This window comes from Halalkalicoccus sp. NIPERK01 (assembly GCF_030287405.1).
In the GTDB taxonomy this organism is placed as follows: Archaea; Halobacteriota; Halobacteria; order Halobacteriales; family Halalkalicoccaceae; genus Halalkalicoccus.
Genome location: NZ_JASVVV010000001.1, coordinates 115,857 through 140,552 on the forward strand (window position 1 = coordinate 115,857; position 24,696 = coordinate 140,552).

A 24,696-nucleotide genomic window follows, 5' to 3' on the forward strand; every position below is an offset into this window, starting at 1 on the left:
GATGAACGCGTTCGTCTCGCTGCTCGCGCTCGGCGACCTCTTCCCGCGAGGGGTCCTCCCGTACCTCATTGGCGGCCTGCTCGTCGGGCTCGGAGCCGCCGTCATCTACCTGGCGACGGGGATCATCGCCGGCGCGAGCACGTTCCTCGAATCGACGCTGTCGTACGTCTCCTCGGTCGAGCGGTTCAACCGCTTCAAGTACGTCGACTCGCGGGGCTGGCGGCTCGTCTTTACGGCGGGTATCGTCAGCGGCGCGGCCGTCTACGTGCTGGTCTCGGGAAGCGGAATCTGGACGACGGACGTCCAGTGGTGGCGACTGCTCGGCGGCGGGTTCCTGGTCGGCGTCGGCACCCGTCTCGGGAAGGGCTGTACGTCGGGCCACGGGGTCTGTGGCGTCGGCTCGCTGTCGAACACGTCGTTCGTGAGCGTCGCGACGTTCCTCGCCGTCGCCATCGGCACCGCCCAACTGGTGCAGGCCGTGGGGGTAGTGCCATGAACGGGGCCCGCCGAAGCCCGTTGTTCCTCCCGCTGATCTACGTCGGGGGGTCGATCTTCGGGTTCGGACTCGCCATCAGCGGGATGGCTCGCCCCGAGGTCGTCCTGGACTTCCTCCAGTTCGAGGACCTCGGCCTCCTGTTCGTCATGGGCGGGGCCGCCGTCGTGACGGGGATCACCTTCGCCGTCGCCACGCGCGGCGACCACGTCGCGCCGCTGACCGGTAGTTCGTACACGCGCCGAGTGAAGGCTCTCGATCGGAACGTCGTCCTCGGCGGGTCGATCTTCGGCGTCGGCTGGGGCCTCTCGGGCATCTGTCCGGGCGCGGCCTACGCGAGCGTCGGGATCGGCAACTACCCGATCCTGTGGGCCGTCGCCGGGATGTTCCTCGGCGCGTACGCCCAGGGCTACTGGCGCTCGCTTCGTTCGACCGATACGGAGCCCGTCACCGAAACACCCTCGGACTGACCGCTCGTGTTCCAACAACATTCGTCACCGTCCCCACGGCAGCGATATTGTATACTCATGGACCGGCCACTCGATACTAGAGGTGTGAGATGATCGGCCTCGAAACGCTGAGCGGCTCCGCGCAGGCCGTCGCTACCATCGGCGTCGTCCTCGCCGAGGCGATCACGCTGTACGTCGGCTACGGTGCCGTGACGCGGATCGCTAGCCCGGCCGCGATCGAACTGCTCGGAGGCGAGTAGCCGTGGACGTGTTCGGTCTGAGCGTCGCGATGATCGCCTTCTTCGTCGGGTTCGGGTTCCTGATCGGGATTCTGTTCGGCTTCTTCGGGATGGGCGGGTCGTTCCTCGTGACGCCGGCGCTGCTGGTGTTGGGGTATCCGGCGAACGTCGCGGTCGGAAGCGGCCTCGCGTTCGTCTTCGGAACCAGCGTCATCGGCGCGCTCAAACACCGCGATCACGGACAGGTCGACTACCGACTCGCCGCGCTGATGACCGTCGGGATGACGCTCGGCATCGAACTGGGCAAACGGGTCGTCTTCCTGCTCGAAGCGCTCGGCTCGGCGGATCTCGTGGTCAGCGTCGCCTACGTCGGCCTGCTCGCCGCCGTCGGCCTGTTCACAATCCGGGACGCACGTACCGAGGCCGACGAATCGGACGGTTGTCTCGCCGATCGGGTGCAGTCGATCCGACTCCCGCCGACGGTTTCGCTGGTCGGCGGGAACAGGATCTCGGTCTGGATCGTCCTCGCGGTCGGCGGGGTTATCGGCGTCCTGTCGGGGTTCCTCGGCGTCGGGGGCGGCTTCCTGCTGATGCCGGCGATGGTGTACGGCCTCGGCGTGCCCGCCGCCGTCGCCGTCGGCACCGACATCGTCCAGATCACCGTCTCCGGTGCGTACGGCGCGTTCGTCTACGCACAGGCCGGTTCGGTCGCGCTCCCGGTCGTCGGGTCCCTCCTCGCCGGGAGCGCTCTCGGCGCACGGATCGGGGCCGGCGCGACGAAGCTGGTCGCCGAGGACGCCATCAAGGGCTACTTCGCCGCGATGTTGCTCGCGGGGAGCCTCTCGGTCGGCGCGAACGAACTGGGCGGTCGACTCGGCATCGAGGCGCTCGGTGCGGTGAGCATCGCGCTCGTCTTCGGCGCGACGGTCCTCGTCAGTACGGCGATCGTCCTCGCCGCCATCTGTGCGCTCCGTCACGACGGAACCGGCCCGTTGTGTCGGTTGGTGTCGTCGTAACCGAGCGCCGAATCGGATCGGTTTGTCACCGGTTCCGGGCGTCCGTCGCCATCGAAGCCCGGTCCGTTCCTCCGGTTCGAGCGCCGATGGGGCCTCCGTCTCCACCTCGAACCGGTGATGCCGTCCCCCTCACGACCAACGGATTTAAGACGCTCTGTTTCATAGTATTGGATGTAATGAGCAATACTAAGTTCGATCCGTCGGAGGCCGCTCGACGCGTCAAAGAGGACGACTACGAGGATCTCTTCGTCCTCGACGTTCGAAACGAGGACGACTACGAGGAGTGGCGAATCCCGGGGAGTACGAACGTCCCGGCCTACGACGAGCTACTGGAACACGACTACTCCACGCTGGAGGCCCGCCTCGACGAGCTGCCGAAGGACGAGGAGATCGCGGTCGTCTGCGTCGCCGGCGTCACGTCGGCGCGCGCCGCCGAGTTCCTTCGGGAACACGGGTTCGACGCGAGGTCCATCGACGACGGGATGAACGGCTGGGGTCGCGTCCACCGCCGGTACGACGTCGAGGGCGTCGGCGGGGTCGTCCAGATCGTCCGCCCCGGTACGGGCTGTGTCTCGTACATCGCTTCCGACGACGGCGAGGCCGTCGTCGTCGACCCGAGCCAGTACGTCGATCGGTATCTGAACGCGGCCGACGAGTACGGTCTCAAGATCGTCGGCGTCGTGGATACGCACGCACACGCCGACCACGTCTCGGGCGCCCGCCGGCTCGCCGGCGAACTCGACGTGCCGTACTACCTTCACGGGGACGATGTCGGCGACCTCGACGGCGTCACGGAACTCGAGGAGGGCGACGACATCGCCGTCGGAAACCGCGACCTCGAGGTCCTCCACACGCCGGGCCACACACCCGGGAGCGTCTCGTTGCGCTTCGGCGACGCACTCGTCTCCGGGGACACGTTGTTCCTGCGCAGCGTCGGTCGACCGGATCTGGAGGACGGCGACGAGGAGGCGGTCCGAGAAGCCGCGAACCAGTTGTTCGACAGCCTCGACCGGCTGACGGACCTGGAGGACGGAACGGTCGTTCTGCCCGGCCACTTCAGCGACGATGAGATCCGCCCGCTCGCTACCGAACTCGGCGAGCTTCGTGAGGAGACGACGAACGAGCTCCTGAGTTACGTCGAGGACGACGACGAGACGGCGTTCGTCGAGACCATCGTCGAGAGCCTCGCCGACGAGCCGGCGAACTACAACGAGATCAAGCGGATAAACTGGGGCAGACAGCAGCCCGACGGCGACACCGAGGCGCTCGAACTCGGCCCGAACAACTGCGCCGCGAACTGACGCGGCCGAACCGACGCGCTCCTCCGTCCGTGTTCCGTGACCGGCCCTCGAGCGGGACCCGAGGGCTACGTGGATGGCGTGGACCCGGTCGGGACGGGGTAGCTGAGCGACAGCGACTCGATCGAGTGGCCGGACCGGACGTGGTGATCGATCGCATCCCTCCCGATCGCGGTCCGTGATTCGCGCTCCTCCGTACTCGCCCTCCACCCACACGTCGTACAGTGGTTTTCGAAGTAGTACACTACCGGTCGCTAGCGCCTCCGTACGGATGAATCCGCGACCTTGTATAGCCGGCTAGCTCCGATAGGCCTTGAGGCGCTGTTTCGCGAACTGCGCGAGCAACGGGAGGTCGTCGAACTGGAGGAGTTTCGCGATCGCCAGCTTGTTCCCGTTGTTGATCCCGCTCAGGGTGTCCCGATCGAGGTTCCGGAGGTCCCGGAGCAGGCTATCGTACCGCTCGTTGGGGACGAGATACAGCAGTTCCGTCATGAACAGCCGCGCGTCCGCCCCCGGCGCGACCTCGCCGTGCCAGAGGTCGTCGTACAGCGAGACGTTCTCGGCCGAGGTATCGCGCTCGTCGGGGATGAGACACTGATCGGCGGTGATCGCGGCCGCTCGCCCGGATCGCATCCCCTTGTTGATCCCCTCACCCCACAGCGGGTCGATCGTCGGCACCGTGTCGCCGATCGCCATGAAGTTGTCCGTGCTCAGGGCGCCGGGGGGCTGGATGTGGGCGGATCCCCGGTGCTGTCGCCCCTCGATCCGCTCGGCGTCGGCGAACCGGGGGTCGGTGTCCAACCAGTGTTCGAGGTAGCCGTCGACCGTCCGGCGCGTCTCGGCGTAGCGCTGGTAGCTCTCGTTCTGGATGTAACAGAGGCCGACCTTCGCCGTGTCCTCACCGGTGTGGAAGATCCAGGCGTAGCCGCCCGGGGCGTACGTGTGATCGAGTCGGAGCATCATCGCGTCGGTCAAATCCGCGTGGCCCGCCGCGTCGAGGTCGACCCCCTCGAATTCGTACTCGATGCCGATCGCCTGGTTCTCCCGCTTGAGATCGCTCACGTCGAGCGCCTTCGCGAGCGGGGCGGCCGGCCCGGTGGCGTCGACGACGATGTCCCCGTACACCTCCCGTGAGCCGTTATACTGCACCCCGACGATCTCGCCGCCCTCGGTGATCGGGTTCGAGACGCGGGCGTCGAACCGGTACTCGGCCCCCTTCTCCGTGCCGTCCTCGACGAGGAACGTCTTGAACGCGCCGAAATCCAGCACGCCGCCGGCCTGCTCCCGGACGAAGTGTTCGTTGGGCGATTCGATGACGACGCTGTCGGTGAAGTGCATCACGACGTCGTCCGGAATCCCGAACGCGCTCAGCATCGAGGGGAACGTCCCGCCGGTCGACTTGTTGCTCTGGCGCGGGAACTCGTCTTCCTGTTCGGTCTCGAGGACGACCACGTCGTACCCCCGCGCCGCGAGGTCGCGAGCACACTGTGCGCCCGCGGGACCGGCGCCGGCGACGACCACGTCGAACTGTTCGTTCATAATGGATCAATACAGCTACCTGTTATGAAGCTTGATACTCGTCGTTCCCGTGCGCTACTCACGCACGGGCCGGGGGTACGACCCGTGACCCGGTCACACGACGATCCGTTTACCGTCCGCTGCGGGCTCTAGCTCGACCTCCGAGAGGCGAGAGAGCATGTCCTCGCTCATGTGCGTGATCACGAGGCGATCACACTCCAGCTCGTCCCGATGTGCCCACAGCGTCCGGTAGTCGAGGTGGTTGGGTATCTCCTTCTCGTAGAAGTACGATTCGCAGACGAACAGGTTCGCGTCGCGTGCGACGTCGATCAGGGCATCCGTCCACTCCGTGTCGCCGGAGTACGCGAGCGTCCTCCCGTCGACCTCGAGTCGAAGCGCGTACGGCGGGTCGCCGCAGGCGTGGACGACCTCGAACGGGGTCACGTCGACCGGCCCGACCGCGGTCCGTCGACCCGCCTCCAGTTCGACGATCCGGATCTCGAAGCGCTGCTCGACGTCCGACAGCCCCGGGAACATGACGTCCATCGCTCGCCGGAGGCGGTCCGCGAGACCCGGGGGGCCGGCGATGACCAGCGGGGCCGTCCGCTTCGCGACGAGCTGTGCGTCGAGAACGAAGTACGGGATCCCGCCGATGTGATCGCCGTGGAGGTGCGTGACGAGTATCGCCTCGATCGCGTTTCGATCGATCCCCTCGCGCTTCAGGCCCGTCATGGTGGTCGCGCCACAGTCGACGAGGAAACGGCCGGACGGGGCGGCCACGTGGAAACAGGTGTGCAATCGCCCGCCGCTGCCGAGCGGATCGCCCGTCCCGACGAACGTGAACGTCACCTCACCCATTCCGGCCTCCCCGTTCGCGCGGCGAACGCCCGCGGAATACGAACATTACACCCGCTACACCGTGTCAGGATATAGCCGTGGCCATTCGCTCGTGTTCGAGACGGGTACCGTCCGCCCATCGATGCGACGACACACCGACCCGCGAGTGATCCCTCCGCTGCCGGAGTGGGTGCGCGAGGATTCGAACCCCGGGCCTCCTGTTCCCACACGCCGAATTCAGTACGAAACTGGGAGATGCCGCGCGGATCCACCTCCCCCGACTCGACCCCCGGTGTAGGTGTTCTGCCAGGCTGAACTACACACCCGTCGAAAACCGTATCGATACTCGATTATAATAAGTGCCTCGTCTTTAGAACTGTTGATACGTCTACACGAGCGGACCGACGAGCGGGATTCACTACGGCTCGGCGTTCGCTCGTATCCGGGACACGTATCACGATCCGTACTAATATCCATTCGGATGAAGCCGGAAGATATTTATTTACTACGAACTGAGTAAGATTTGATGAGCCCTGAACCACCCCTTCCCGCCAGCGAGGTCCGACCGTGATCTGGCAGGACGTCGTCTTCATGGTGGGCAGCAGTCTGTCGATCGTGTTTCTCGCCCCGACGCTGCGGGACGCCACCGCGCGGGTCCCGCTGGCGACGAGTTTCCCGTCGATGGCCATCGGCGCGGTCTACGCGTTCACGTTCACGACCCTCGGGATGACGTTCTCCGCCGCGGGAGCGCTCGCGACCTGCGTGATGTGGACGCTCATTAGCCTGTTTCGTGCGCCCCGGTCGCCCTACAACCGGTCGAACGCCATCGGAAGCTACGACGAGCGGGTCGGACTCTTCGTCGCGGACGCGCGTCGCTGGCTGGAGCAGAGACGGCATCGAAACCACGTCCGGTTCGATTCGTACACTGGCGCTTCGGCCGCTCGCTTCCAGACGGGTAGCGACTGAGTAGCCGTTGTCGACGAGAACAACGCTCGCGCTCTACAGTCGGTGATAGAGACCCGACTCCGGATCGAGCAGCGTATCGGCCCTCACGCGAATCGTCCGGGAGTCGACCCGCGTCACGCCCGTCGCGATCGGAAGGACGGGCCCGAGAAACGGGAGGTACTTGCGTACCCACCCCCCGACCCGATCGATCTTCGAGATGTTCGAGGGATCGAGATACCGTATCTCCAGCGTGTACGGCGGTTCCAGGCCCGTGTACGGCGGGATCTCCTCCACCCGATCCATCGCGGTAGCGACGCCGTCACGGATCTCCGCGCGGACCTCGTCCCGGTCGCGATGGCGGGCCGATTCGCGACCTCGCCCGTACTTCGTGACGACCGTCTCGATCTCGGGGACGAACTGGCGGGCCTCGAGGGTCGCCTTGTCGTCGCCGGCCAGGAACACGGTCGGAACGCCCTGCCGACCCGCGATCAGCGCTCGACAGGCGAACTCGCCGACGAACACCCCGTTGAGCTTGTAGTAATCGACCGAGAGCGAGGAGTAGGTGTGACACAGCGGCGCGTTCGGCGTGCCGGCCATCGCGTGCTGGCCGACGAACAGCACGGCGTCGCAGTCGTGCAGGTGGAAGTACGGGCGACCGCCGTCGAGGTATCGGCCGCCGACGAGGTCCGCCTCCCGGAGGCCGCCGCTGCCGTGGCCGTCCCAGACGTCGACCGCCGCGTCGGGTGCGACCGCTCGGACGCCCTCGATGGCCGCGTTCACCTCGCGGGCGAGGTGGTCCATCGCGGCGCGTTTCCGATCGGTCCGTCCCGTCCGTGTCTGGCGAAAGGAGTCGACCCCGACGGGCCCTTCGAGGTCCGTGATCACGAGTACGTGCACGCTGTGTGGGGTATCGGATCCTCGGTAATAAGGACCGCTAGCCGCTCGCGTCGGGGCTAGTGGGAATGGCCGGTCATCTCCGCGAACGAGGCACCGAAGCGCTCCTCGAACAGCGCCATCGTCTCCTCCTCGATCGTCTCGATCCCCTCGTCGGGGTCGCCCTGCGAGTGGTGGCTGATCGCGTGGACCTGCTGTGCACACGAGAGCACCGCGAGATCGCCGAGGGTCTCGGCGGGTGATTCGTCGCCGTCCGCGAGCAACTCCAGCAGCGGCGCCGGAACCGCTATCTCGTCCGTCGATCCGTCGTCGCCGTCGATCGTGAATGTAGTCGTGGTCACCACGATACGCCCTTGTTCGGGGAGGGGGAAAACGTCTGTCGGTCACCGCCCCTGTCGTCGGCGCCCCGGACGACGGTGCGGGTCGTCCGTCACGGTTCGGCCACCGTATTCCGTCGGTCGCGAGTCGTAGAGGGGTTCGTCCGACCCGTGTGGCGAAACGTCGACGATCGGTCCGACGGGGGGCCGTCCCCCGAGCGAGTTGTCGGAACACATAGGTGTGGTGACGTCCAACACATCCGGGATGAGTGGACCGACGACCGGCGTCCGCCGATGGGAGGCAATCGCATAGCGGGTACGCATGAGCGAGATCGAACACACCGAAACGACGCCGAGATACGTCGTCCCGTTCGACGACGAGCGCGCGACGGATCGCTCGCTCGTCGGGGGAAAGGGCGCGAACGTGGCGCGCCTCGTCGCAGCGGGACTGCCGGTCCCCCCGGGATTCTGCGTGACGACGCGCGTCTACGAGCGACTGATCGACGATCCCGCGATCCGGGAGCGAATCCACGACCTCTCGGCCATCGACCCGGCCGACACGACGGCCCTCGCGGACGCGGGGGCCGCCCTCCGGGCCCGAGTCGAGGGCGCCGAGATCCCCACGGAGGTGCGAGGGGCGATCGAGACCGCACTCGACGCGACGGCGAGCGGTTCCGAACGGGCGTACGCCGTCCGCTCCAGTGCGACGGCCGAGGACCGCCCCGAGGCGTCGTTCGCGGGCCAGCAGGAGACGTACCTCAACGTCCGCGGCGCGGACGAGGTCGTCGAGCGGGTGCGCGACTGCATGGCGAGCCTCTTTACCGACCGCGCGATCGCCTATCGCGCGAGGAACGGCGTCCCCCACGAGGACGTCGCGATCGGGGTCGTCGTCCAGCGGATGGTCTCGCCCGACGTCTCCGGAATCCTCTTTACGGCCGATCCGACGACGGGCAACCGCTTCGTCGCGTCGATCGACGCCGGTCGCGGACTCGGCGAGGCACTGGTCTCGGGCCTCGCCGCCGGCGACGAGGTTCGCGTCGACACGCGGACCGGCGAGATACTCGAGTACGAGGTCGGCGACCAGCGGGTCGCGGTCAGATCGCTGCCGGAGGGCGGGACCGAGACGATCGAACTCGCGCCGGCCGACCGCGCGGAACGGGTCCTCACCGACGAGCAGGTGCGTTCTCTCGTCGGGTTGGGGACACGGATCGAGGCCCTGTTCGGGTGCCCGCAGGACGTCGAGTGGTGTCTGGCCGACGGCGAGTTCTCCGTCGTGCAGGCCCGGCCGATCACGTCGCTGTTCCCCGTGCCGTCGCCCCCGCCGGCGGACGACCGCCTGCACGTCTACTACAGCATGGGCCACGCCCAGGCGTTCGGCGAGGCGATGCCCCCACTCGTGCGGGACGTCTGGCTGGCGTACATCCGGACCTCGATGGCGGAGTGGGGCCTCGCTCCCGACGCGAACTGGGCCACAGAGGCCGGCGGGCGGATCTACATCGACCTGACGCCGCTGTTGCGGGTCGGCCCGCTCCGGCGTCGCCTTCCGACCCAACTGGCCTCGATGAGCGAGGCGGTCGGGGCCGCCGTCGCGGACGTGCTGGAGCGGCGCGGCGAGGAGTTCGAACGCGAGCGGACGGCCGGCGAGACGCTCGCGACGGCGCTTCGGCTCACGAGGACCGTATCGACGGGCGCACGGATGGGCTTTCCGGTCACGTCGTCGATGGTCGACGGCTTGCTCGGGGCGTTCGTCGGCGCACCGAACCCACCCGAGTACGAGGAGGCGAGGTGGACCGCGTGGGGGCGGACCGTCGCCGCCGAGGTACGTGCCCCCGACACGCTCGACGCGCGCGTCCGCGCGGTCTTCGCGTTCTCCGCCGGGACGACCGACTTCCCCGCCATCGGCCCGCTGTACGCGGCCCTCCTCGCCGGCGGGTGGCTCGGGTGGCGGTTCCCGGACGAGTCCGACGCTGTCCACGGGACCGAAGTCCCCGTGGGCCAGTCGGAACCGTTCGACGGTTCCGACGACGTCAACGCCGTCGGGCGGGGCTTCCCGCACGAACTGGTGACGCGGATCAACCTCGGATTGGGCGATCTGGCCGACGTCGCCCGCGACCACCCCGCCGTCGTCGAGGCGCTCCGGGAGGGGGCGCCGATCGAGGAGATCGAGTCGGTCGAGGGCGGGACGGCGTTCCGATCCGCGTTCGACGCCTACCTCGACGAGTTCGGCCACCGAGCGACCGGCGAGATCGACGTCAGTCGCCCCCGGTGGCGCGAGGACCCCTCGGGACTGCTCGCGGCGGTTCGTGCGAACCTCGAACACGGCGAGCGGGGGGAACACCGGGAACACCTCCGTCGGCTGGAGCGCGAGGCGCACGCGGCGGCCGAGCGCCTCGAACGCCGGGCCGATCGCGGGTTCTCGGGTCCGGTTCGGAGACGGATCGTTCGACGGGTGATCCGGACGTATCGCGGCTACATCCAGACGCGCGAGTACCCGAAACACGGGCTCGCACACGCCTTCAGCGCGTGGCGCGAGGTCCTCCTGGAGGCGGGCGCGACGCTCGTCGCCGACGGGCGGTTGGCCGATGCCGACGACGTCTGGTTCCTCCGGAGGGAGGAACTGTTCGCCGCGCTGGAGGGCGCGCCCCTCGAGGTCGACGTCGCCGCCCGACGCGCCGAGTTCGAGCGCCACGCGGCGATGGACGCGCCGGCGGTGGTGACGAGCGAGGGCGAGATTCCGAGCGGTCGGACCGATCCGGACGTCCCCGACGGGGTGCTCGTGGGCACGGGCGTCTCGGGCGGCGTCGTCGAGGGGATCGCCCGCGTCGTTCGCGATCCCGCCGAGGAGACGATCGAGCGGGGGGAGATCCTCGTCGCGCCCTCCTCGGACCCCGGGTGGACGCCGCTGTTTCTGAACGCGGCGGGCATGGTCGTGGAGGTCGGGACGCGGATGAGCCACGGCGCGATCGTCGCACGCGAGTACGGCCTTCCGGCGGTCGTGTCGGTTCCCGGGGCGACGCGACGCATCGAGACCGGCCAGCGGGTTCGCCTCGACGGCACGCGCGGAACGATCGAGATCGTCGACGAGGGCTGATGCTGTCGGTCACAACTACGTACATCGGCTACCGGTAGGCCGAGTATCGCCCTCGCTGTGGCCCGTCACCGCAGGCACGCGCCGGTGAACTCCTCGTGACCGACGATATTGAACCCACGATCACGGCACGAGCGGGCAGTCGAAAACTCGCGGCGTACTCGATACTGATACCCTTTTCAACGCGGGCCTACTCCACCGAGAAATGGGACGGGACCGAACGTCGACGAGACGGGGAGTGCTCGCGGCGATGGGCTGTATCGGCTGGGGTGGCTGCACCCAACTGAGGCCGTCGGACGAGCCAACGGGGGCCCCCGAAGGGGACTCCGAGTCGGCAGGGAGCGACGACCGGGCACCCACGTCCGGATCGCCACTGGAGACGCCCGTGGAGACGACGGAACTCGTCGTCAACCTGGATATCCCCTGGGATCTCGCGTTCACGTCCACGAACGACCTCTTCGTGACCGAACGAGCGGGGAGTCTACTGCGGTTCGACGTCGACGAGGTGATGGCGGTCGGCGGCGGGACGCCGCCGATCGATGCCACCGCCGTCCCCGAAACCGATCGCCACCGTGGGCTCGGGGATCACCTCCTCGGCGTCGCACCGCACCCGGACTTTCCGGACCCGTCGTTGCTGTACGTCTACGCGAACGTCGACGACGGGACGGACCCGTACAACCGGGTCCTGCGATACGACCCGCACGCGGAGGCCCCGGAGGAGACCGTCGAGGTGCTCGTCGACCGCATCGACGGCGATCGGACGATCGGCGGCCGACTCGCGTTCGGCCCGGACGGGGACCTCTGGGTCCCGATCGGAACGAAGGACGAGGAGCGGGCAGGGGACCCCGCATCGCTCGGCGGAAGCGTCCTCAGACTCACGCCCGACGGCGGTCCGGCGCCGGCGAACCCCTCGCTCGGGGCCGACGCCGACGCGCGGGTGTTCACCTACGGGCACCGCAACCCGCAGGGTATCGACTGGCTCCCATCGTCCGTTCCGGTCGTCACCGACCACGGCCCCACTGGGCGCGACGAGATCGAACGCCTCTCGCCCGGCGCCGATCACGGCTGGCCGGACGCCCGCGACGCGAACGACTACCGGGACCGCCCCGAGTTCGACCGACCCCTGCTCAACACCGGCCGGGACGAGACGTGGGCGCCCGCGAACTGTCTGTTCTACACCGGCGATGCGATCCCGGCGTGGCGCGACCGCCTGATCGTTGCCACCCTCCAGGGGCGGGACCTCACCGTCGTCACCCTCCTTCCGCCCGACGCGGATCAACCCCCGGTCGACGGCGACGCGAGGCGGTACGACGCCGAGTGGCTCGACGGGACGTACACCGCGACGGCCCACCACGTCCTGAACGACGCGATGGGGCGGGTTCGAAACGTGGCCCAGGCACCGGACGGATCGCTCCTGGCGTCCTCCTCGAACCGGGACGGACTGGGCGTCGAGTACGACGGGTTTCCACGCGAACGCGACGACGTCCTCGTCGGGGTGACGCCCACCTAAGTCGACTCGACGGGCGAATACGAGTATTCGGTCACCGGAGTACGTTTATAAACAAGCGAATATCTACACGTATTATGAATTATCGACTACGAATAGGAGGCAAGAAAAAGCTAATAAATAGAAATTTTACCCATATAATTAGTAATAAAGAGTATTTGTATGGAAAATAGAATATGTATGGATCATTTTTTGGTGTTTTCTATATGACCGTGGTTTTATACCATATTGACAATCGTCCGGTTTCTCTACGACGTTCGGATGGTTCGTGACCGATACGACGGATTCCGGCAGCGGACGAGGAGCGTACACGAAGGGTCGAGGTCGGTCCGGATCCCGGCACGCGGCCTTTCGACCGCCACCGGACCGGGGCTACCGACCGTCGGCCCACGGAGGTTGATATGGGTGTGCGTCGAAACGGATACCATGTACAGGATACTGATCGCGGTGGACGACGACGTCGACCGCGCCCGCGCGCAGGCTCGCACGATCGAGGAGATGCCGGGGACCGACGGGGACGCGGAGGTTCGTCTCCTTCACGTGTTCACCGAGAACACGGCCGGCGCGTCGGTCGGGCAGATTGGGTCGGTACGGGCGGCCGAGAACCTGCTGTCGGAGGCGGGCGTGGACGTGACCCTGGACGAGACCAGCGGTGATCCCGCGCAGATGATACTCGGATACGCAGCAGAACACGACGTCGACCTCGTCTGTCTCGGCGGACGAAAGCGCTCGCCGGCGGGCAAGGCGCTGTTCGGAAGCGTCACACAGGAGGTCATCTTCGGGACGGAAAAGCCGGTGGTCGTCTGCGGCCAAAAGCGCGTCGAGGGCTGAGCAGGGGTCCGGTTGCGGGCGCGAGGAACCGGGAGCCGACGGCGAACGGCGACTCGATCCCTTCGCACCGCCCCGCGAATCGGCCGGTCACTCCCGGCGTGCGAGGAGTTCGTAGTTCTCGTAGGACAGCACGGTCTCCTCGCGCTGGTTCGTTACCGTGATCGCCTCGTGGACGATCCCCGTGTTCGGGTCGCTCTCGGAGGGGCGAGTGTCGAGGATCTCGGTCCGGACGGTGATCGCGTCGCCGGGTTCCACCGGCCGGTGCCAGCGCACGTCGTCGATCCCGAGCCCGCCGACGACCGCACGCTCGTTTCTGACGCCCTCGACGAGGAGCCGAACCGAGAGACAGAGCGTGTGGTAGCCGCTCGCGATGAGACCGCCGAACCGGCTCTCGGCCGCGGCCGCCGGGTCCGTGTGGATCGCGAGCGGGTCGTAGCGCTCGGCGAACTCGACGATTTCGTTCTCGGTGACGGTCGTCGAGCCGCAGTGGGTAGTGGTTCCGGGTTCGATTCCCTCGAATCGGACGGGGTCGCCTGATCGACGCATACGAACGCTACCTCGACGCCCATCAAAGCCGTTTCCGATCCCGCCAGCATAAGGTAGGCTACGACCCCGCTCCGAACTCACTCACGGCCCGGAATAGTGGTCGGTGATATCCCCGTCACCAAGCTATATCCGAACTGGCTGACGCCGATCTCGGCGGCGGGGAGTTCGAAGGCGACCGATCCGATCACGGACAGCCGCATCCACGCGACCGGCCCCCCGACCGCGCGATCAGGGCCAGCATCCCGGCCAGCACCGCGAATGCGGGGCCGATCGCCGAGATGAACCCGGTCTTGAACCCGGAGCAAAGCTGTTCGTCGGACAGCCCCAGAGCCACAACCACCGGCTGTTCGCGATGTCCATGTACGCCGGAACGAGCGAAAAGGCCTCATACCACATGGTGACAGCTATCGGTATTTCAAGGCACATATAAATAGATGCGGGTTTTTCGGATCCGAACCGCAGCGTTCAACACCCCGGATCCCGAGGACGGCACTAGTAGTGCAAGCAGCCATCCAGAGCGTCCTCACCGACCCGTTCGCGCTGATGAACGCCATCGGGCTGGTCGCGTTCGCGCTCGTGGGCGCTGCGAAGGCGATACGCGAACGGTTCGACCTGTTCGGCGTCGTCGTCGTCGGACTCGCGACGGCCTTCGCTGGCGGCGCGACGCGCGATGTCCTCGTGAACCGGGCCCCGCTAGTGTTGAGTTCGCCCGGCGAGATCGCGCTCGGACTGTTCGGCGTGTCCCTCGCGGTCGGGTTGAGCGCCGCGCTCGAGTCGCCGGACGACCACCCCGTGACGCTCGTTTCGGACGCCGTCGGCCTCGGCGCGTTCGCCACGGCCGGGTCGATCGTCGCGGCGGATGCGGGGCTGCCGGGCTTCGGGATCGTCGTCGTCGCGACGATCAACGCGGTCGGTGGAGGCGCGTGTGCGGACGTCCTGCTGGATCGGCCGCCGTTCATTCTCCTCACCGACTTCTACGCGAGCTGTGCCGTGTTGGGTGGCGGGGTCTTCTGGACGGTCACGGCCGTCGGTGGCGCCGAAAGCATCGCCACCGCGTTGTGTGCCGCGGTCACGGTCGGAACCCGATTGGCCGCGGTCGCCTACGGCTGGGAGCTGCCGACCGCACAGCGGGTCGGGCAGGCCCTGACGTGGCCGCGGACGGAACGAGGGCGCTAGCGGCGGGTCACCGCGATTCCAGCGGTGGGGCCTCCTCGGCGATCGTTCTCACGCGATGATGCGGTGATACCGACTGGTCCGAGCGATACGGGACCCGGTCGACGATTCGTATGCGATCAGTGGGCGCCAAGCGGCGTTCGAATCGAGTTCCGTTGGTCGGGTCTGAGCCGCGCCGGGACGTCCAGCCGATCCCGCCGGAGTATACCAACGTTGAATAGGCGCTGGATCGCTGTGGTAGACGATGCGCGTCACAGTACTCGGTGCCGGCACCATGGGACACGGGATCGCACAGGTGACAGCGATGGCCGGAAACGACGTCACGATACGGGACATCGACGACGCTATCCTCAAGGACGGCGTCGGGGCGATCGAATCGAACCTCCAGGGGGGCGTCGATCGGGGGAAGGTCAGCGAGGAGGAGAAGGCGGCGACGCTCGATCGGATCGGGACGACGACCGATCTTGAGGCGGCCGTCGCCGAGGCGGACCTAGTCGTCGAGGCGGTGCCCGAGGACCTCGGGATCAAACACGACACCTTCGAGGCGGTCGAGGCCGCCGCGCCCAACGGGGCAGTGCTGGCGTCGAACACCTCCTCGCTGTCGGTCACGGAGATCGCGAGCGTGCTCGACGATCCCTCGAGAGCGATCGGGCTTCACTTCTTCAACCCGGTTCACATCATGGGTCTCGTCGAGATCGTCGTCGCCGAGCAGACCGACGAGGAGACCGTCGCGTTCGCCGAGAGGTTCGTCGACGACATCGAAAAGGAACCCGTCACGGTCCGGGACTCGGCGGGCTTCGCCTCCTCGCGGCTCGGCGTCGCCCTCGGGGTCGAGGCGATCCGGATGCTCGAAACCGGCGTCGCCGGGCCGCGCGCGATCGACCGCGCGATGGAACTCGGCTACAACCACCCGATGGGACCGATCGAACTCACCGACGTCGTCGGCCTCGACGTCCGCCTCGACATTCTCGAGTACCTCCAGGAGGAACTCGGCGAGCGGTTCCGCCCGCCCCAGTTGCTGCGCCAGAAGGTCCGCGCCGGTAAACTCGGCAAGAAGACCGGCGAGGGATTTTACGTCTGGGACGAGGGCGAGGTCGTCGGCGTCAGCGGTGACCTGGAGGGGGGTCGATGAGCGACGGTGATCCGGGTCCCGATACGGAGGCCGTCGGGGCGGAGTGCGAGACGGTTTCGGTGGCCGTCGGCGACCGGGTCGACGGCGTCGCGACCGTCACGCTCTCGCGGCCCGAGTCGAGAAACGCGCTCGACGCACAGTTGCGAGCGGAGCTCTCGGACGTGCTCGAGGCGATCGAGGCCGACGACCGCGTCAGGGTGGTCGTCCTGACCGGCGACGACGAGGGGAAGGCGTTCGTCGCCGGGGCCGACGTGAGCGAACTCCGCGAGCGCGACGCGATCGAGCAGCGCGAGGTCAGCAAACGACCGCGGATCTACGAGCGGATCGCCGACCTCCCGAAGCCGGTGATCGCCCGGATCAACGGCCACGCGCTGGGCGGGGGATGCGAGCTCGCACAGGCGTGTGACGTCCGCATCGCCCACGAGCGGGCGAAGCTCGGCCAGCCGGAGATCAACCTCGGAATCGTCCCCGGCGGCGGGGGCACCCAGCGCCTGCCCCGTCTCGTCGGGCAGGGACAGGCGATGCGGCTGATCCTCTCGGGCGAACTCATCGACGCCGAGGAGGCCGCCGAGATCGGCCTCGTCGAGGAGGTTCCCGAGAACTTCGACGAGCGCGTCTACGACCTCGCGGGGTCGATGGCCGCAAAGAGCCCGGTCGCCCTGGAGTTCGCGAAGACCGCGGTGCAGGCGAGCGCGGAGATGGACCTGTCGTCGGGCATCGACTACGAGGCCGAACTGTTCTCGCAACTGTTCGCGACCGAGGACAAAAACGAGGGGATCGACGCCTTCTTCGAGGACCGCGACCCCGCGTGGCGGGGACGCTGACCCGTCGTCTCGCGGGATCAGGACTCGAAGGGCGCGAGCATCGGCTCGTCGAACGACACGGGCGCCCCGGACCGATCGAAACAGCCGTACTCGGTGATTCCCTTGATACTGACCCGACCGTCCGCGAGCAGGGTGTGTTCGACGCGGATCGTCCCGTAATCGACGCCGATCACGTCGCACTCGACGCGCAGGGTCGACTCGAAGGGGACCGGCGCCCGGTGTTCCCAGCGCCAGTCGCGCAGGCGGAACGGCTGTTTCTCGCCGCTCAGTTCCCCGAGGCTCGTTCCCCGCTCGCGGAGGAACTCCTCGAGGGCGATCCCGGCGAACCGGGGGTACTCCTCGAAGTACGCCAGCTCCGCCCCCTCGATGTGCGGACTCCGGATCGGGACCGACGACTCGAACGTCGGGAGGTCCCTCCCGTCGCCGGAGGCCGCCTCGTCCGGGCCGACCGCGGGGTTCCGGTCGACCAGTCGGTCGGCGAACGCCGAGCGCACCCGGTCGGGAAGCGGGAGGGCGGTGCCGTCCGGGCCGATCGTCACGTGGGTCATTCGCGCGCTCGCCAGCGAGTCGCCCCCGTCGTCGGTCATCTCGTAGAGGAGTTCGACGCTCGAAGTCCCGACGTTCAGGGGGACGACCTCGACGTCGACGCGGTCCTCGATGGTGGGGTATCGATCGATAGTGGTGCCGACGACGACCGGCGCGAAGGGGATCCCGCCGTCGTAGAGGATCTCGCCGAAGGGGTACTCGACGGCCGCCGCTACTTTCTGGGTGGCGACCAGTTGCCAGTCGAAGACCGTCGCGCCGTGTATCAGGGGTCCCGCGAGCTCGCCGAACTGCACCCGATGGGAGGTAATCGCTTGCACGCGGTTCCATCTATCGCCGATCATTACTATCGTACAGGAACCGGCAAACTCCGAGATGGACACGAAACGGCGTCCGAACCCCCGCCAGTAGGTCACTCCCCCGTGAACTCCGGATCGCGCTTCTCGCGGAAGGCCTCGATACCCTCGCGGTGGTCGTCGGTCTCCAAGAGCGTGCTCTGTGCGAGCGATTCGAGCAGGCCGGCCGACCGGGTGTCTGCATCGCGCGCCGCGTTGACGACCCGTTTCGCCAACCCCAGCGCCTGCGGGGGCTCTTCGAGCAGCGATTCGGCGTACTCCCTGGCGGCAGCCTCGGGGTCGTCCTCAACGCGCTCGACCAGCCCGATGTCGCCCGCGCGCTCGCCGTCGACTAGTTCCTTGCTAAAGATCATGTCCTTGGCCCGGCCGGGGCCCACGAGGTGGACGAACCGCGAACAGCCCCCGAGACCGGGGAGCAGCCCGATGTTGTGCTCGGGGAAGCCGAGCGTCGCGTCGGGCGCGGCGATCCGGACGTCACACGCCAGCGCGAGTTCGAGGCCGCCGCCGACGCAGGTCCCGTCGATCGCGGCGAGGACGGGTTTCTCCATCTCCTCGAGACCGTCGAAGACCCGCCCCAGCACCCGGGAGTTCGCCCGGAACTCCGCGCTCGTCCACTCGCGGGCCTCCTCGAAGAGGGCGACGTCGGCGCCGACCGAGAACACCTCCTCGGTGCCCGTGACGACCACGACGCGGACGCGGTCCTCGCGCAGCGCGTCGAGCGCCTCGGCCAGTTCGTGGCGCATCCGCTGGCTGATCGCGTTGACCGGGTCGTTCGCGAGTCGAAGCGTCGCGATCCCGTTTTCCTCCATCGTCAGATCGAGCGTGTCGAACTGCATGCCTCGGTCGTCGTGGTCCGGGACCATAGTTCAATCCCACTCGGGTGCCCGTTTCTCGAGGAACGCCGACAGCCCCTCGTCGAACGCGTCAGAACCGCTCACGTCCTTGATCGCGACCCGTTCTCGTTCGAGGTGCTGGTCGAGCGACCCCTCGAACGCCGTCTCGACCAGCGCCTTGGTCTTCGCGTACACCTCGGTCGGACCGGCGGCGAGCGTCGCCGCCCGGTCCGTGACGGCGTCGAGGAACTCCGGTTCGGGGACGTCGTAGGCGTCGTTCGCGAGACCGAGGTCGACCGCCTCGGCGGCCGTGATCGGCTTCGGCTCGAACAGCAGCTCTCTGGCCTTGTAGGGTCCGACGGTGTTGACGAGGAAGAACGGCGTCGCGTTGTCGGGGGTCAGTCCGACGCGCGCGTACGCGGTGTTGAGCACGGCCTCGGCGTGCATGAAGACGAGGTCGGATGCGAGGACGAACCCGAGCCCGCCGCCGGCGGCGACCTCCGAGACGGCCGCGATGACGGGTGCGGGGAAGTCCCGGACTGCTCGGATGAAGCGGTTCGACGCCGCCGCGATCGTATCGATCTTCGCGGGGCGCATCTCCTGTGGCGTCCGCTCGATCGCCCCGAGGTCGGCACCCGCCGAAAAGCCCGATTCCCCGTAGAGCACGAGACAGCCGACGGGGTCGAGATCCCCGATGGCGGCCGCCATCGCCTCGACTTTCCGTGGCTGGAACGTGTTCACGGCGCTCTCTCCCGACTCCATCACCAGTCGAGCGACTCGTCCGTCCTCGACGTACTCGACACGGACCTCGTCGTGAACGTACTCAGTACGCGACATCAGTACCCTCCTCGTGACTCGCCATGGTTCGTGCGTAGTGGTCTCCTCTCACGATAGTCGAAACGCGTTCCATCCATTCACCGTACTCCCAGATACCGCTCCATCGCCGACCGATCCGCGAGCAGTTCGTCGGCCGCCGATTCGTGAACGATTTCGCCCGTCTCGAGGACGTACGCCCTGTCGGCGAGCCCGAGCGCCATCTCGGCGTTCTGTTCGACCAGCAGAATCGTCACGCCCTCCTCGTTGAGTTCGCGGACGATCGACGCGACGTCCTCGACGATCTGCGGGGCGAGTCCCTCGCTCGGTTCGTCGAGCAACAGGAGGTCGGTCTCCGGGCCCAGCAGCGCCCGTGCGATCGCGAGCATCTGCTGTTCGCCCCCGCTCATCGTGCCTGCCTTCTGGGTGCGACGCTCGTCGAGCCGCGGGAACCGCTCGTAGACCCCCTCGATCCGCTCTCGTTGGTCGGTAGCGGCGCTGTGTGCCGCCAGCCGGAGGTTCTCCTCGACGGTCAGCCCGCCGAAGACGCGTCGTTCCTCGGGGACCCACGAGACCCCCCGCCCTCGAATCTGGTGGGGGTCCAACCCGTGGATCGACTCGCCGTCCTTCTCGATTCGACCCGATTTCGCCGGCGTCAAACCCATGATACTGCGGAGCGTCGTCGTCTTGCCGGCCCCGTTGCGGCCGACGAGCGCGACGATCTCCCCGTCGTCGACGGAGAGCGAGACGTCGAACAGCACGTGGCTGTCCCCGTAGTAGGTGTCGATCGAGTCGACGACCAACCGTCGATCGTTTTCGGGATGCGGACGTGCGTCGTCCCGGTCGTCGACGGCGGCGCGTTCGCTCATCTCACTCGCCCCCCAGGTAGGCCTTCTGGACCCGTTCGTCGTTTCGGATGCGGTCGGGCGTCCCTCGCGCCAATACCTGCCCTTCGTTCATGACCGCGATGTGATCGGAGATGTCCATGACGATGTGCATGTCGTGTTCGATGAGTACCAGCGTGATGTCCGACGCGATCTCCTCGATCAGTTCGACGGTGTCCGTGGTCTCCTCCGGGCTCATCCCGGCCGTCGGTTCGTCCATCAGGAAGAGGTCGGGATCGGCCGCCAGCGAGATCGCGATCTCCAGGTGGCGACGCTGTCCGTACGAGAGGTTTGAGGCCGTCTCGTCGGCCACGTCCGACAAATGGACGCGCTTCAGGATTCGATCGGCCGACTCGGTCGCCACGTCGAGGTCGCGGTGGTGCGCGAGGAAGTCCCGCGGCCGGAACCCCGTGTGGGGGGCTTGCGTCGCCAGCCTGACGTTCTCGCGGGCGGTGAGGTCCGCGAAGAAGTTGGTTATCTGGAACGAGCGAACCAGCCCGCGCTCGACGAGACGGTGGGGTTCCTCGCCGTCGATCCGGTCGCCGCGGAGCGCTATCCGACCCGACGTCGGCTCGTACTTGCCCGTAAAGAGGTTGAACAGCGTGGTCTTGCCCGCCCCGTTCGGGCCGATTATCGAGGTGATTCGGCCGGCCGGGATCTCCAGCGAGACGCCGTCGACCGCCGTCAACGTCCCGAACTTCTTCGTCAGGCCGTCGGTTGACAGGATCGATTCCGGTCTTCCGTCCGTCGATTTCGCCGTGGTATCTGTGGTATCGCTCATGATCATCCCCTCACCTTCTCGGCGTAGTTCCGAAGCGCTCCCTTCGCGTTGTCGATCGCGTTGCGGGGATCGTTCTTGACGGAGACGAGCGTCCCGGCGAGTCCTCGGGGCGCGAAGATCACGACGACGACGAACACGCTCCCGAGGATGATCTCCCACGTCGCGAAGCCGGCGAGGCGTTCCTCGAGGTAGATGACGAGCGCGCCGCCCAGCATCGGTCCCCAGAGGGTCCCCATCCCGCCGAGCAACACCATCACGACGAGTTCGCCGCTGATCGTCCAGTGAAGCAGCCCGGGCTGGGCGACGCTCTGGAACGGCACGTACAGTCCCCCTGCGAGTCCTGCGAACCCGCCGCTGATCGAGAAGGCGAGGAGTTTGTAGCGCTGGATGTCGTAGCCGATGAACCGCATTCGCTCCTCGTTCTCGCGGATCCCCTGCATCGTGCGGCCGAACGGCGAGTTCGCCACCCGAACGAGGACGGCGAACGACGCCAACACGACCGCGAGCGTCAGGTAGAAGTACAGCAGCCGCGATCCGAAGTCGATCCCCACGACGTCGTACAGCGGGATGCCGAACAGGCCGTCGTCGCCGCCGGTGATCGTTTCGACGCCCAGCGCCGTCGCCGGGAGGTCCGTGAACACGATCACGTAGAACATCTGGGCGAACGCCAGCGTCAGCATCGCGAAGTAGATCCCCTTCGCGCGGACGCTGAACCAGCCGACGAACGCCGCGACGACGACTCCCACGAGCATCGACGCCGGCAGGACGACCAGCGCGTTCGTCGTCACTTCGCGTATCGCGAGCGCGGCCGTATAGCCGCCGGCCCCGAACATGGCCGCGTGCCCGAACGACAGGAGGCCGGCGTAGCCGAAAACGAAATCCAGGCTCAGCGCGAGCAGCGCGAAGACGAGCATCCGCGTCAGGATGTTCAACCAGAACGGTTCGAACGCCTCCGCGACGGGAGCGAACGCGGCCAGGACGCCGGCGACGACCAGCGCCGCGAGCCGGCCCTGGGAGGAGAGGACCTGTTCGCCGACCGGCCCCGTCGTCTCCCCGAGTCCGATCGCCGTCTTCAGGTCGGCCGCGAGGGTCGTGACGGACTTCATCTCAGGCCGCCTCCGTCGCGCCGAACAGGCCGCTCGGTTTCACGATCAACACCGCCGCCATCAGCCCGAAGATGAACAGGTCGGTCAGCGCCGGCGCGATCAGGGCGCCGTAGGCGATGACGAGCCCGATCAACAGCGCCGCGTATATCGCGCCCTTGAAGCTGCCGAGTCCGCCGATGACGACGATGACGAACGCCTCGATGATGACGCCGAACCCCATGCCGGGGTGGACCGAGCGCGACGCCCCGAGCAGCACGCCGGCGACCGCCGCGAGAACCGCCCCGAAGACGAACACCCCGGTGAACACCCGCTTGACGTCGATGCCGAGCGCGTCGACCATCTCCGTGTCGTGGGCGCTCGCCCGCATGAGGATCCCGAGGTCGCTGCGTTCGATCGCGATCCAGATCGCCCCGATCAACACGGTACTGAGTACGAGCACGAACAGCCAGTAGATCGGGTACGTGACCGGGCCGATCGAGACCGATCCCGTGAGCAGTTCGGGCGCCGGAATCCGGCGCGAGCGCGCGCCCCACACCTGAACGACGATCCCCTGAACCATGATCGCGATTCCGAACGTGAGGAGGATGTGATACAGGGGGTTGCGGCCGTACAGCGGACGCAACGACAGCACCTCGATGCCGGCCCCGATCAGCCCGACGATCAGCGGCGCGATCACCAGCGCGAGCCAGAAGCTTCCGAGGGTCTCGGCGACGAGCAGGCCGAAGTACGCGCCGAACATGTACAGCGCCCCGTGGGCGAAGTTGATCACGTCCATCATCCCGAAGATCAGCGTGAGGCCGGCGGCGACGAGCGCCAACGTTACGCCGAGTTGGAGGCCCAGAAGCGTCGCCCGGAGTACCGACTCAATCATGCCGCCCTCGGTTCGACCGCCGGTCGAGTGGCTGTCGCGTCGTCATCGTCAGTTGACACTGCAACCCCACGTCGGCAGTTCGACGTCGTCCAGCGTCTCGACGACCCGGTTTTCGGGGCCGTCGCTCCCCTCGACGACCTCGCGGACGTACATGTTCTGGACCGGGTCATTCGTCTCCGGGTGGAACTGGAAGCTCCCGCGCGGGCTGTCGATCTCCGCGCCCCGAAGCGCCTCCGCCATGGCGTCGGGATCGGTGTCACCCTCCTCGACGGCCAGTTCGAACGCCTGTGCCGAATCGTAGCCCTGGCAGGCGTAGACGTTCGGACGGGTGTCGTGGGCGTCGGCGTAGCTCCGGGCGAACTCCTGGTTCCGCTCGGACTCGTCCGTGGAGGTGTAGTGGAGGAGCGAGAACTTCCCGAGGGCGGCCTGTCCCTGTGCGGGGAGCGTGTCCTCCGAGAGCAGGAACCCGCTTCCGGTCTGCGTCATGCTCTGATCGAGGCCGAACTCGTGGAACTGCGTGACGTAGTTGACCGCGTCGCTGCCGGCGAAAAACGAGTAGACGGCCTCGGCGCCGCTGCCCTCTATGTCGCCCATGTACGGCGAGAAGTCGTCGGTACCGAGCGGGACGGGGATCTCGTCGACCACCGTGCCGCCCGCCTCCTCGAACGCTTCGCCGAAGAACCGCCGGGAGTTGTCGCCGAACGCGTAGTCCGCGTAGGTGATGACGACGTTGTCGGCGACGTTCTCGTAGACCCACGGCGCTAACGGTGCGCTCGTCTGCCAGTCGTTGAAGGAGGTGCGGAAGTGATACGGCAGACACCCGTCCTGGACGATCCGGTAATCGCCCGCGTTCGCGTTGAGCCAGATCGCGCTCGACTCGTTCTCGACCGTCTGCATCATCGCGATCGCGACGGCGCTCGAGACGGGCCCGACCAGCACGTCCGCCCCGGACTCGACGAGCAGTTCGCGGGCGGCGGAGACGCCGGTGTTGGTGTCCGCCTCCGTGTCCCGGGAGACCGTCTCCACCTCCTGACCCGCGATCTCACCCCCCTGTTCGTCGACGTACATCTCGAACCCGTTGACGATGCTCTCGCCCAGCAGCGAGTAGACGCCCGTAAACGGGAGGATGAACCCGACGGTGAGGGCGTCGTCGGCCCCACCGAGGCAACCCGCTAGCCCCCCGGTCGCACCGAGCAGGGCACTCGTCCGTAGATATCGCCGTCTCGATATCCCCGACGACACCGCCGCGGATCCTCGTCCCCGTGTGGCAACTTCATCCACGTCTCTGCGAGACATACTCGTCCGAGGCATACTAAACTATTTATAATTTTCCATTCATTCGTTTCACGCGAGATGTTGGCGAATCGTGCGAAGGGCGAGTTTATATATCATGATTCAACAG

At 67.2% G+C, this 24,696-nt stretch carries 25 protein-coding genes, 1 tRNA gene and 1 pseudogene; 12 read left to right on the top strand and 15 right to left on the bottom strand.

Translation table 11 applies throughout. From position 1 onward, the window contains the following. Position 1: 1 nt before the first annotated feature. The 5 genes from QRT08_RS00615 to QRT08_RS00635 all read left to right on the top strand — a co-directional run bounded on the left by QRT08_RS00615 (position 2) and on the right by QRT08_RS00635 (position 3,498). Positions 2-496: a YeeE/YedE family protein gene (locus tag QRT08_RS00615; RefSeq protein ID WP_286043637.1), complete on the top strand. Its 495-nt coding sequence runs from the start codon at positions 2-4 to the stop codon at positions 494-496. After that, a complete protein-coding gene (locus QRT08_RS00620) occupies positions 493-963 on the top strand; it encodes a YeeE/YedE family protein (protein WP_286043638.1) in 471 nt (156 codons plus the stop codon). Before QRT08_RS00615 ends, QRT08_RS00620 begins: the two co-directional genes overlap by 4 nt. An 89-nt stretch (positions 964-1,052) precedes the next feature. After that, positions 1,053-1,202: a DUF7512 family protein gene (locus QRT08_RS00625; RefSeq protein ID WP_286043639.1), complete on the top strand. Its 150-nt coding sequence runs from the start codon at positions 1,053-1,055 to the stop codon at positions 1,200-1,202. 29 nt (positions 1,203-1,231) lie between these two features. Beyond that, the gene (locus QRT08_RS00630) at positions 1,232-2,197 is read left to right on the top strand and encodes a sulfite exporter TauE/SafE family protein (RefSeq protein ID WP_286045011.1); all 966 of its coding nucleotides are present in this window, start codon (positions 1,232-1,234) and stop codon (positions 2,195-2,197) included. A 176-nt stretch (positions 2,198-2,373) separates the two neighbouring features. Then, on the top strand, positions 2,374-3,498 hold the full coding sequence (locus QRT08_RS00635; RefSeq protein ID WP_286043640.1) for an MBL fold metallo-hydrolase: 1,125 nt from the start codon (positions 2,374-2,376) through the stop codon (positions 3,496-3,498). Between the two features lie 294 nt (positions 3,499-3,792). On the opposite strand, the gene QRT08_RS00640 is transcribed toward QRT08_RS00635, so the two are convergent. The 3 genes from QRT08_RS00640 to QRT08_RS00650 form a co-directional block, all read right to left on the bottom strand. After that, positions 3,793-5,034 (bottom strand): digeranylgeranylglycerophospholipid reductase, encoded by a 1,242-nt coding sequence (locus QRT08_RS00640; protein WP_286043641.1) that lies wholly within the window; start codon positions 5,032-5,034, stop codon positions 3,793-3,795. A gap of 93 nt (positions 5,035-5,127) precedes the next feature. Next, positions 5,128-5,871: an MBL fold metallo-hydrolase gene (locus tag QRT08_RS00645; protein ID WP_286043642.1), complete on the bottom strand. Its 744-nt coding sequence runs from the start codon at positions 5,869-5,871 to the stop codon at positions 5,128-5,130. 166 nt (positions 5,872-6,037) lie between these two features. Then, a tRNA-OTHER gene (locus QRT08_RS00650) sits at positions 6,038-6,176 on the bottom strand. 241 nt (positions 6,177-6,417) lie between these two features. Between QRT08_RS00650 and QRT08_RS00655 the strand changes: the two genes are divergently transcribed. Then, positions 6,418-6,816, top strand: a complete 399-nt coding sequence (locus QRT08_RS00655; protein WP_286043643.1) for a hypothetical protein — start codon at positions 6,418-6,420, stop codon at positions 6,814-6,816. A 33-nt stretch (positions 6,817-6,849) separates the two neighbouring features. On the opposite strand, the gene QRT08_RS00660 is transcribed toward QRT08_RS00655, so the two are convergent. Both QRT08_RS00660 and QRT08_RS00665 read right to left on the bottom strand, forming a co-directional pair. Next, on the bottom strand, positions 6,850-7,692 hold the full coding sequence (locus QRT08_RS00660; RefSeq protein ID WP_286043644.1) for a M55 family metallopeptidase: 843 nt from the start codon (positions 7,690-7,692) through the stop codon (positions 6,850-6,852). A gap of 56 nt (positions 7,693-7,748) precedes the next feature. Then, positions 7,749-8,030 (bottom strand): DUF7545 family protein, encoded by a 282-nt coding sequence (locus QRT08_RS00665; RefSeq protein WP_286043645.1) that lies wholly within the window; start codon positions 8,028-8,030, stop codon positions 7,749-7,751. 298 nt (positions 8,031-8,328) lie between these two features. On the opposite strand from QRT08_RS00665, the gene QRT08_RS00670 reads away from it, so the two are divergent. The 3 genes from QRT08_RS00670 to QRT08_RS00680 all read left to right on the top strand — a co-directional run bounded on the left by QRT08_RS00670 (position 8,329) and on the right by QRT08_RS00680 (position 13,432). Beyond that, positions 8,329-11,097: a PEP/pyruvate-binding domain-containing protein gene (locus tag QRT08_RS00670; protein WP_286043646.1), complete on the top strand. Its 2,769-nt coding sequence runs from the start codon at positions 8,329-8,331 to the stop codon at positions 11,095-11,097. Between the two features lie 202 nt (positions 11,098-11,299). Further along, the gene (locus QRT08_RS00675; protein WP_286043647.1) at positions 11,300-12,604 is read left to right on the top strand and encodes a PQQ-dependent sugar dehydrogenase; all 1,305 of its coding nucleotides are present in this window, start codon (positions 11,300-11,302) and stop codon (positions 12,602-12,604) included. A gap of 423 nt (positions 12,605-13,027) precedes the next feature. Beyond that, the gene (locus QRT08_RS00680; RefSeq protein WP_286043648.1) at positions 13,028-13,432 is read left to right on the top strand and encodes a universal stress protein; all 405 of its coding nucleotides are present in this window, start codon (positions 13,028-13,030) and stop codon (positions 13,430-13,432) included. Positions 13,433-13,519: 87 nt separating this feature from the next. On the opposite strand, the gene QRT08_RS00685 is transcribed toward QRT08_RS00680, so the two are convergent. Both QRT08_RS00685 and QRT08_RS18765 read right to left on the bottom strand, forming a co-directional pair. Beyond that, a complete protein-coding gene (locus tag QRT08_RS00685) occupies positions 13,520-13,978 on the bottom strand; it encodes a MaoC family dehydratase (RefSeq protein WP_286043649.1) in 459 nt (152 codons plus the stop codon). Positions 13,979-14,055: 77 nt separating this feature from the next. Next, positions 14,056-14,318: pseudogene (locus QRT08_RS18765) on the bottom strand (DUF5058 family protein). A 203-nt stretch (positions 14,319-14,521) separates the two neighbouring features. Between QRT08_RS18765 and QRT08_RS00690 the strand changes: the two are divergent. The 3 genes from QRT08_RS00690 to QRT08_RS00700 all read left to right on the top strand — a co-directional run bounded on the left by QRT08_RS00690 (position 14,522) and on the right by QRT08_RS00700 (position 17,107). Next, on the top strand, positions 14,522-15,154 hold the full coding sequence (locus QRT08_RS00690) for a trimeric intracellular cation channel family protein (RefSeq protein WP_286045012.1): 633 nt from the start codon (positions 14,522-14,524) through the stop codon (positions 15,152-15,154). A gap of 241 nt (positions 15,155-15,395) precedes the next feature. Next, on the top strand, positions 15,396-16,283 hold the full coding sequence (locus QRT08_RS00695) for a 3-hydroxyacyl-CoA dehydrogenase family protein (RefSeq protein ID WP_286043650.1): 888 nt from the start codon (positions 15,396-15,398) through the stop codon (positions 16,281-16,283). Further along, positions 16,280-17,107: an enoyl-CoA hydratase/isomerase family protein gene (locus QRT08_RS00700; protein ID WP_286043651.1), complete on the top strand. Its 828-nt coding sequence runs from the start codon at positions 16,280-16,282 to the stop codon at positions 17,105-17,107. The genes QRT08_RS00695 and QRT08_RS00700 overlap by 4 nt, the downstream gene beginning before the upstream one ends. 17 nt (positions 17,108-17,124) lie before the next feature. Here QRT08_RS00700 and QRT08_RS00705 read toward each other — a convergent pair whose 3' ends face one another. From QRT08_RS00705 to QRT08_RS00740, 8 genes are all read right to left on the bottom strand, one after another. Then, a complete protein-coding gene (locus QRT08_RS00705) occupies positions 17,125-17,970 on the bottom strand; it encodes an acyl-CoA thioesterase (protein ID WP_286043652.1) in 846 nt (281 codons plus the stop codon). 92 nt (positions 17,971-18,062) lie between these two features. Then, on the bottom strand, positions 18,063-18,842 hold the full coding sequence (locus tag QRT08_RS00710; protein ID WP_286043653.1) for an enoyl-CoA hydratase/isomerase family protein: 780 nt from the start codon (positions 18,840-18,842) through the stop codon (positions 18,063-18,065). 30 nt (positions 18,843-18,872) lie between these two features. Further along, positions 18,873-19,676 carry an enoyl-CoA hydratase/isomerase family protein gene (locus QRT08_RS00715; protein ID WP_286043654.1) on the bottom strand — a complete coding sequence of 268 codons (804 nt, stop codon included), beginning with the start codon at positions 19,674-19,676 and terminating at the stop codon, positions 18,873-18,875. 77 nt (positions 19,677-19,753) lie between these two features. Beyond that, entirely contained in the window at positions 19,754-20,521 is a 768-nt protein-coding gene (locus QRT08_RS00720; protein ID WP_286043655.1) for an ABC transporter ATP-binding protein, read from the bottom strand. A gap of 1 nt (position 20,522) precedes the next feature. Beyond that, entirely contained in the window at positions 20,523-21,323 is an 801-nt protein-coding gene (locus QRT08_RS00725) for an ABC transporter ATP-binding protein (RefSeq protein ID WP_286043656.1), read from the bottom strand. Then, the gene (locus QRT08_RS00730; RefSeq protein ID WP_286043657.1) at positions 21,320-22,423 is read right to left on the bottom strand and encodes a branched-chain amino acid ABC transporter permease; all 1,104 of its coding nucleotides are present in this window, start codon (positions 22,421-22,423) and stop codon (positions 21,320-21,322) included. Before QRT08_RS00730 ends, QRT08_RS00725 begins: the two co-directional genes overlap by 4 nt. Position 22,424: 1 nt before the next feature. Further along, positions 22,425-23,294, bottom strand: a complete 870-nt coding sequence (locus QRT08_RS00735) for a branched-chain amino acid ABC transporter permease (RefSeq protein ID WP_286043658.1) — start codon at positions 23,292-23,294, stop codon at positions 22,425-22,427. Between the two features lie 48 nt (positions 23,295-23,342). After that, a complete protein-coding gene (locus QRT08_RS00740; protein WP_286043659.1) occupies positions 23,343-24,590 on the bottom strand; it encodes an ABC transporter substrate-binding protein in 1,248 nt (415 codons plus the stop codon). Between the last annotated feature and the right edge of the window lie 106 nt (positions 24,591-24,696).

What these genes read in the sequence shown, in the direction of transcription:
- QRT08_RS00615 (WP_286043637.1), top strand. Translation starts at nt 2, where the DNA reads ATGAACGCGTTCGTCTCGCTGCTCGCGCTCGGCGACCTCTTCCCGCGA.
- QRT08_RS00620 (WP_286043638.1), top strand. Translation starts at nt 493, where the DNA reads ATGAACGGGGCCCGCCGAAGCCCGTTGTTCCTCCCGCTGATCTACGTC.
- QRT08_RS00625 (WP_286043639.1), top strand. Translation starts at nt 1,053, where the DNA reads ATGATCGGCCTCGAAACGCTGAGCGGCTCCGCGCAGGCCGTCGCTACC.
- QRT08_RS00630 (WP_286045011.1), top strand. Translation starts at nt 1,232, where the DNA reads ATGATCGCCTTCTTCGTCGGGTTCGGGTTCCTGATCGGGATTCTGTTC.
- QRT08_RS00635 (WP_286043640.1), top strand. Translation starts at nt 2,374, where the DNA reads ATGAGCAATACTAAGTTCGATCCGTCGGAGGCCGCTCGACGCGTCAAA.
- QRT08_RS00640 (WP_286043641.1), bottom strand. Translation starts at nt 5,034, where the DNA reads ATGAACGAACAGTTCGACGTGGTCGTCGCCGGCGCCGGTCCCGCGGGC.
- QRT08_RS00645 (WP_286043642.1), bottom strand. Translation starts at nt 5,871, where the DNA reads ATGGGTGAGGTGACGTTCACGTTCGTCGGGACGGGCGATCCGCTCGGC.
- QRT08_RS00670 (WP_286043646.1), top strand. Translation starts at nt 8,329, where the DNA reads ATGAGCGAGATCGAACACACCGAAACGACGCCGAGATACGTCGTCCCG.
- QRT08_RS00675 (WP_286043647.1), top strand. Translation starts at nt 11,300, where the DNA reads ATGGGACGGGACCGAACGTCGACGAGACGGGGAGTGCTCGCGGCGATG.
- QRT08_RS00680 (WP_286043648.1), top strand. Translation starts at nt 13,028, where the DNA reads ATGTACAGGATACTGATCGCGGTGGACGACGACGTCGACCGCGCCCGC.
- QRT08_RS00685 (WP_286043649.1), bottom strand. Translation starts at nt 13,978, where the DNA reads ATGCGTCGATCAGGCGACCCCGTCCGATTCGAGGGAATCGAACCCGGA.
- QRT08_RS00690 (WP_286045012.1), top strand. Translation starts at nt 14,522, where the DNA reads ATGAACGCCATCGGGCTGGTCGCGTTCGCGCTCGTGGGCGCTGCGAAG.
- QRT08_RS00695 (WP_286043650.1), top strand. Translation starts at nt 15,396, where the DNA reads ATGCGCGTCACAGTACTCGGTGCCGGCACCATGGGACACGGGATCGCA.
- QRT08_RS00700 (WP_286043651.1), top strand. Translation starts at nt 16,280, where the DNA reads ATGAGCGACGGTGATCCGGGTCCCGATACGGAGGCCGTCGGGGCGGAG.
- QRT08_RS00710 (WP_286043653.1), bottom strand. Translation starts at nt 18,842, where the DNA reads ATGCAGTTCGACACGCTCGATCTGACGATGGAGGAAAACGGGATCGCG.
- QRT08_RS00715 (WP_286043654.1), bottom strand. Translation starts at nt 19,676, where the DNA reads ATGTCGCGTACTGAGTACGTTCACGACGAGGTCCGTGTCGAGTACGTC.
- QRT08_RS00720 (WP_286043655.1), bottom strand. Translation starts at nt 20,521, where the DNA reads ATGAGCGAACGCGCCGCCGTCGACGACCGGGACGACGCACGTCCGCAT.
- QRT08_RS00725 (WP_286043656.1), bottom strand. Translation starts at nt 21,323, where the DNA reads ATGATCATGAGCGATACCACAGATACCACGGCGAAATCGACGGACGGA.
- QRT08_RS00730 (WP_286043657.1), bottom strand. Translation starts at nt 22,423, where the DNA reads ATGAAGTCCGTCACGACCCTCGCGGCCGACCTGAAGACGGCGATCGGA.
- QRT08_RS00735 (WP_286043658.1), bottom strand. Translation starts at nt 23,294, where the DNA reads ATGATTGAGTCGGTACTCCGGGCGACGCTTCTGGGCCTCCAACTCGGC.
- QRT08_RS00740 (WP_286043659.1), bottom strand. Translation starts at nt 24,590, where the DNA reads ATGTCTCGCAGAGACGTGGATGAAGTTGCCACACGGGGACGAGGATCC.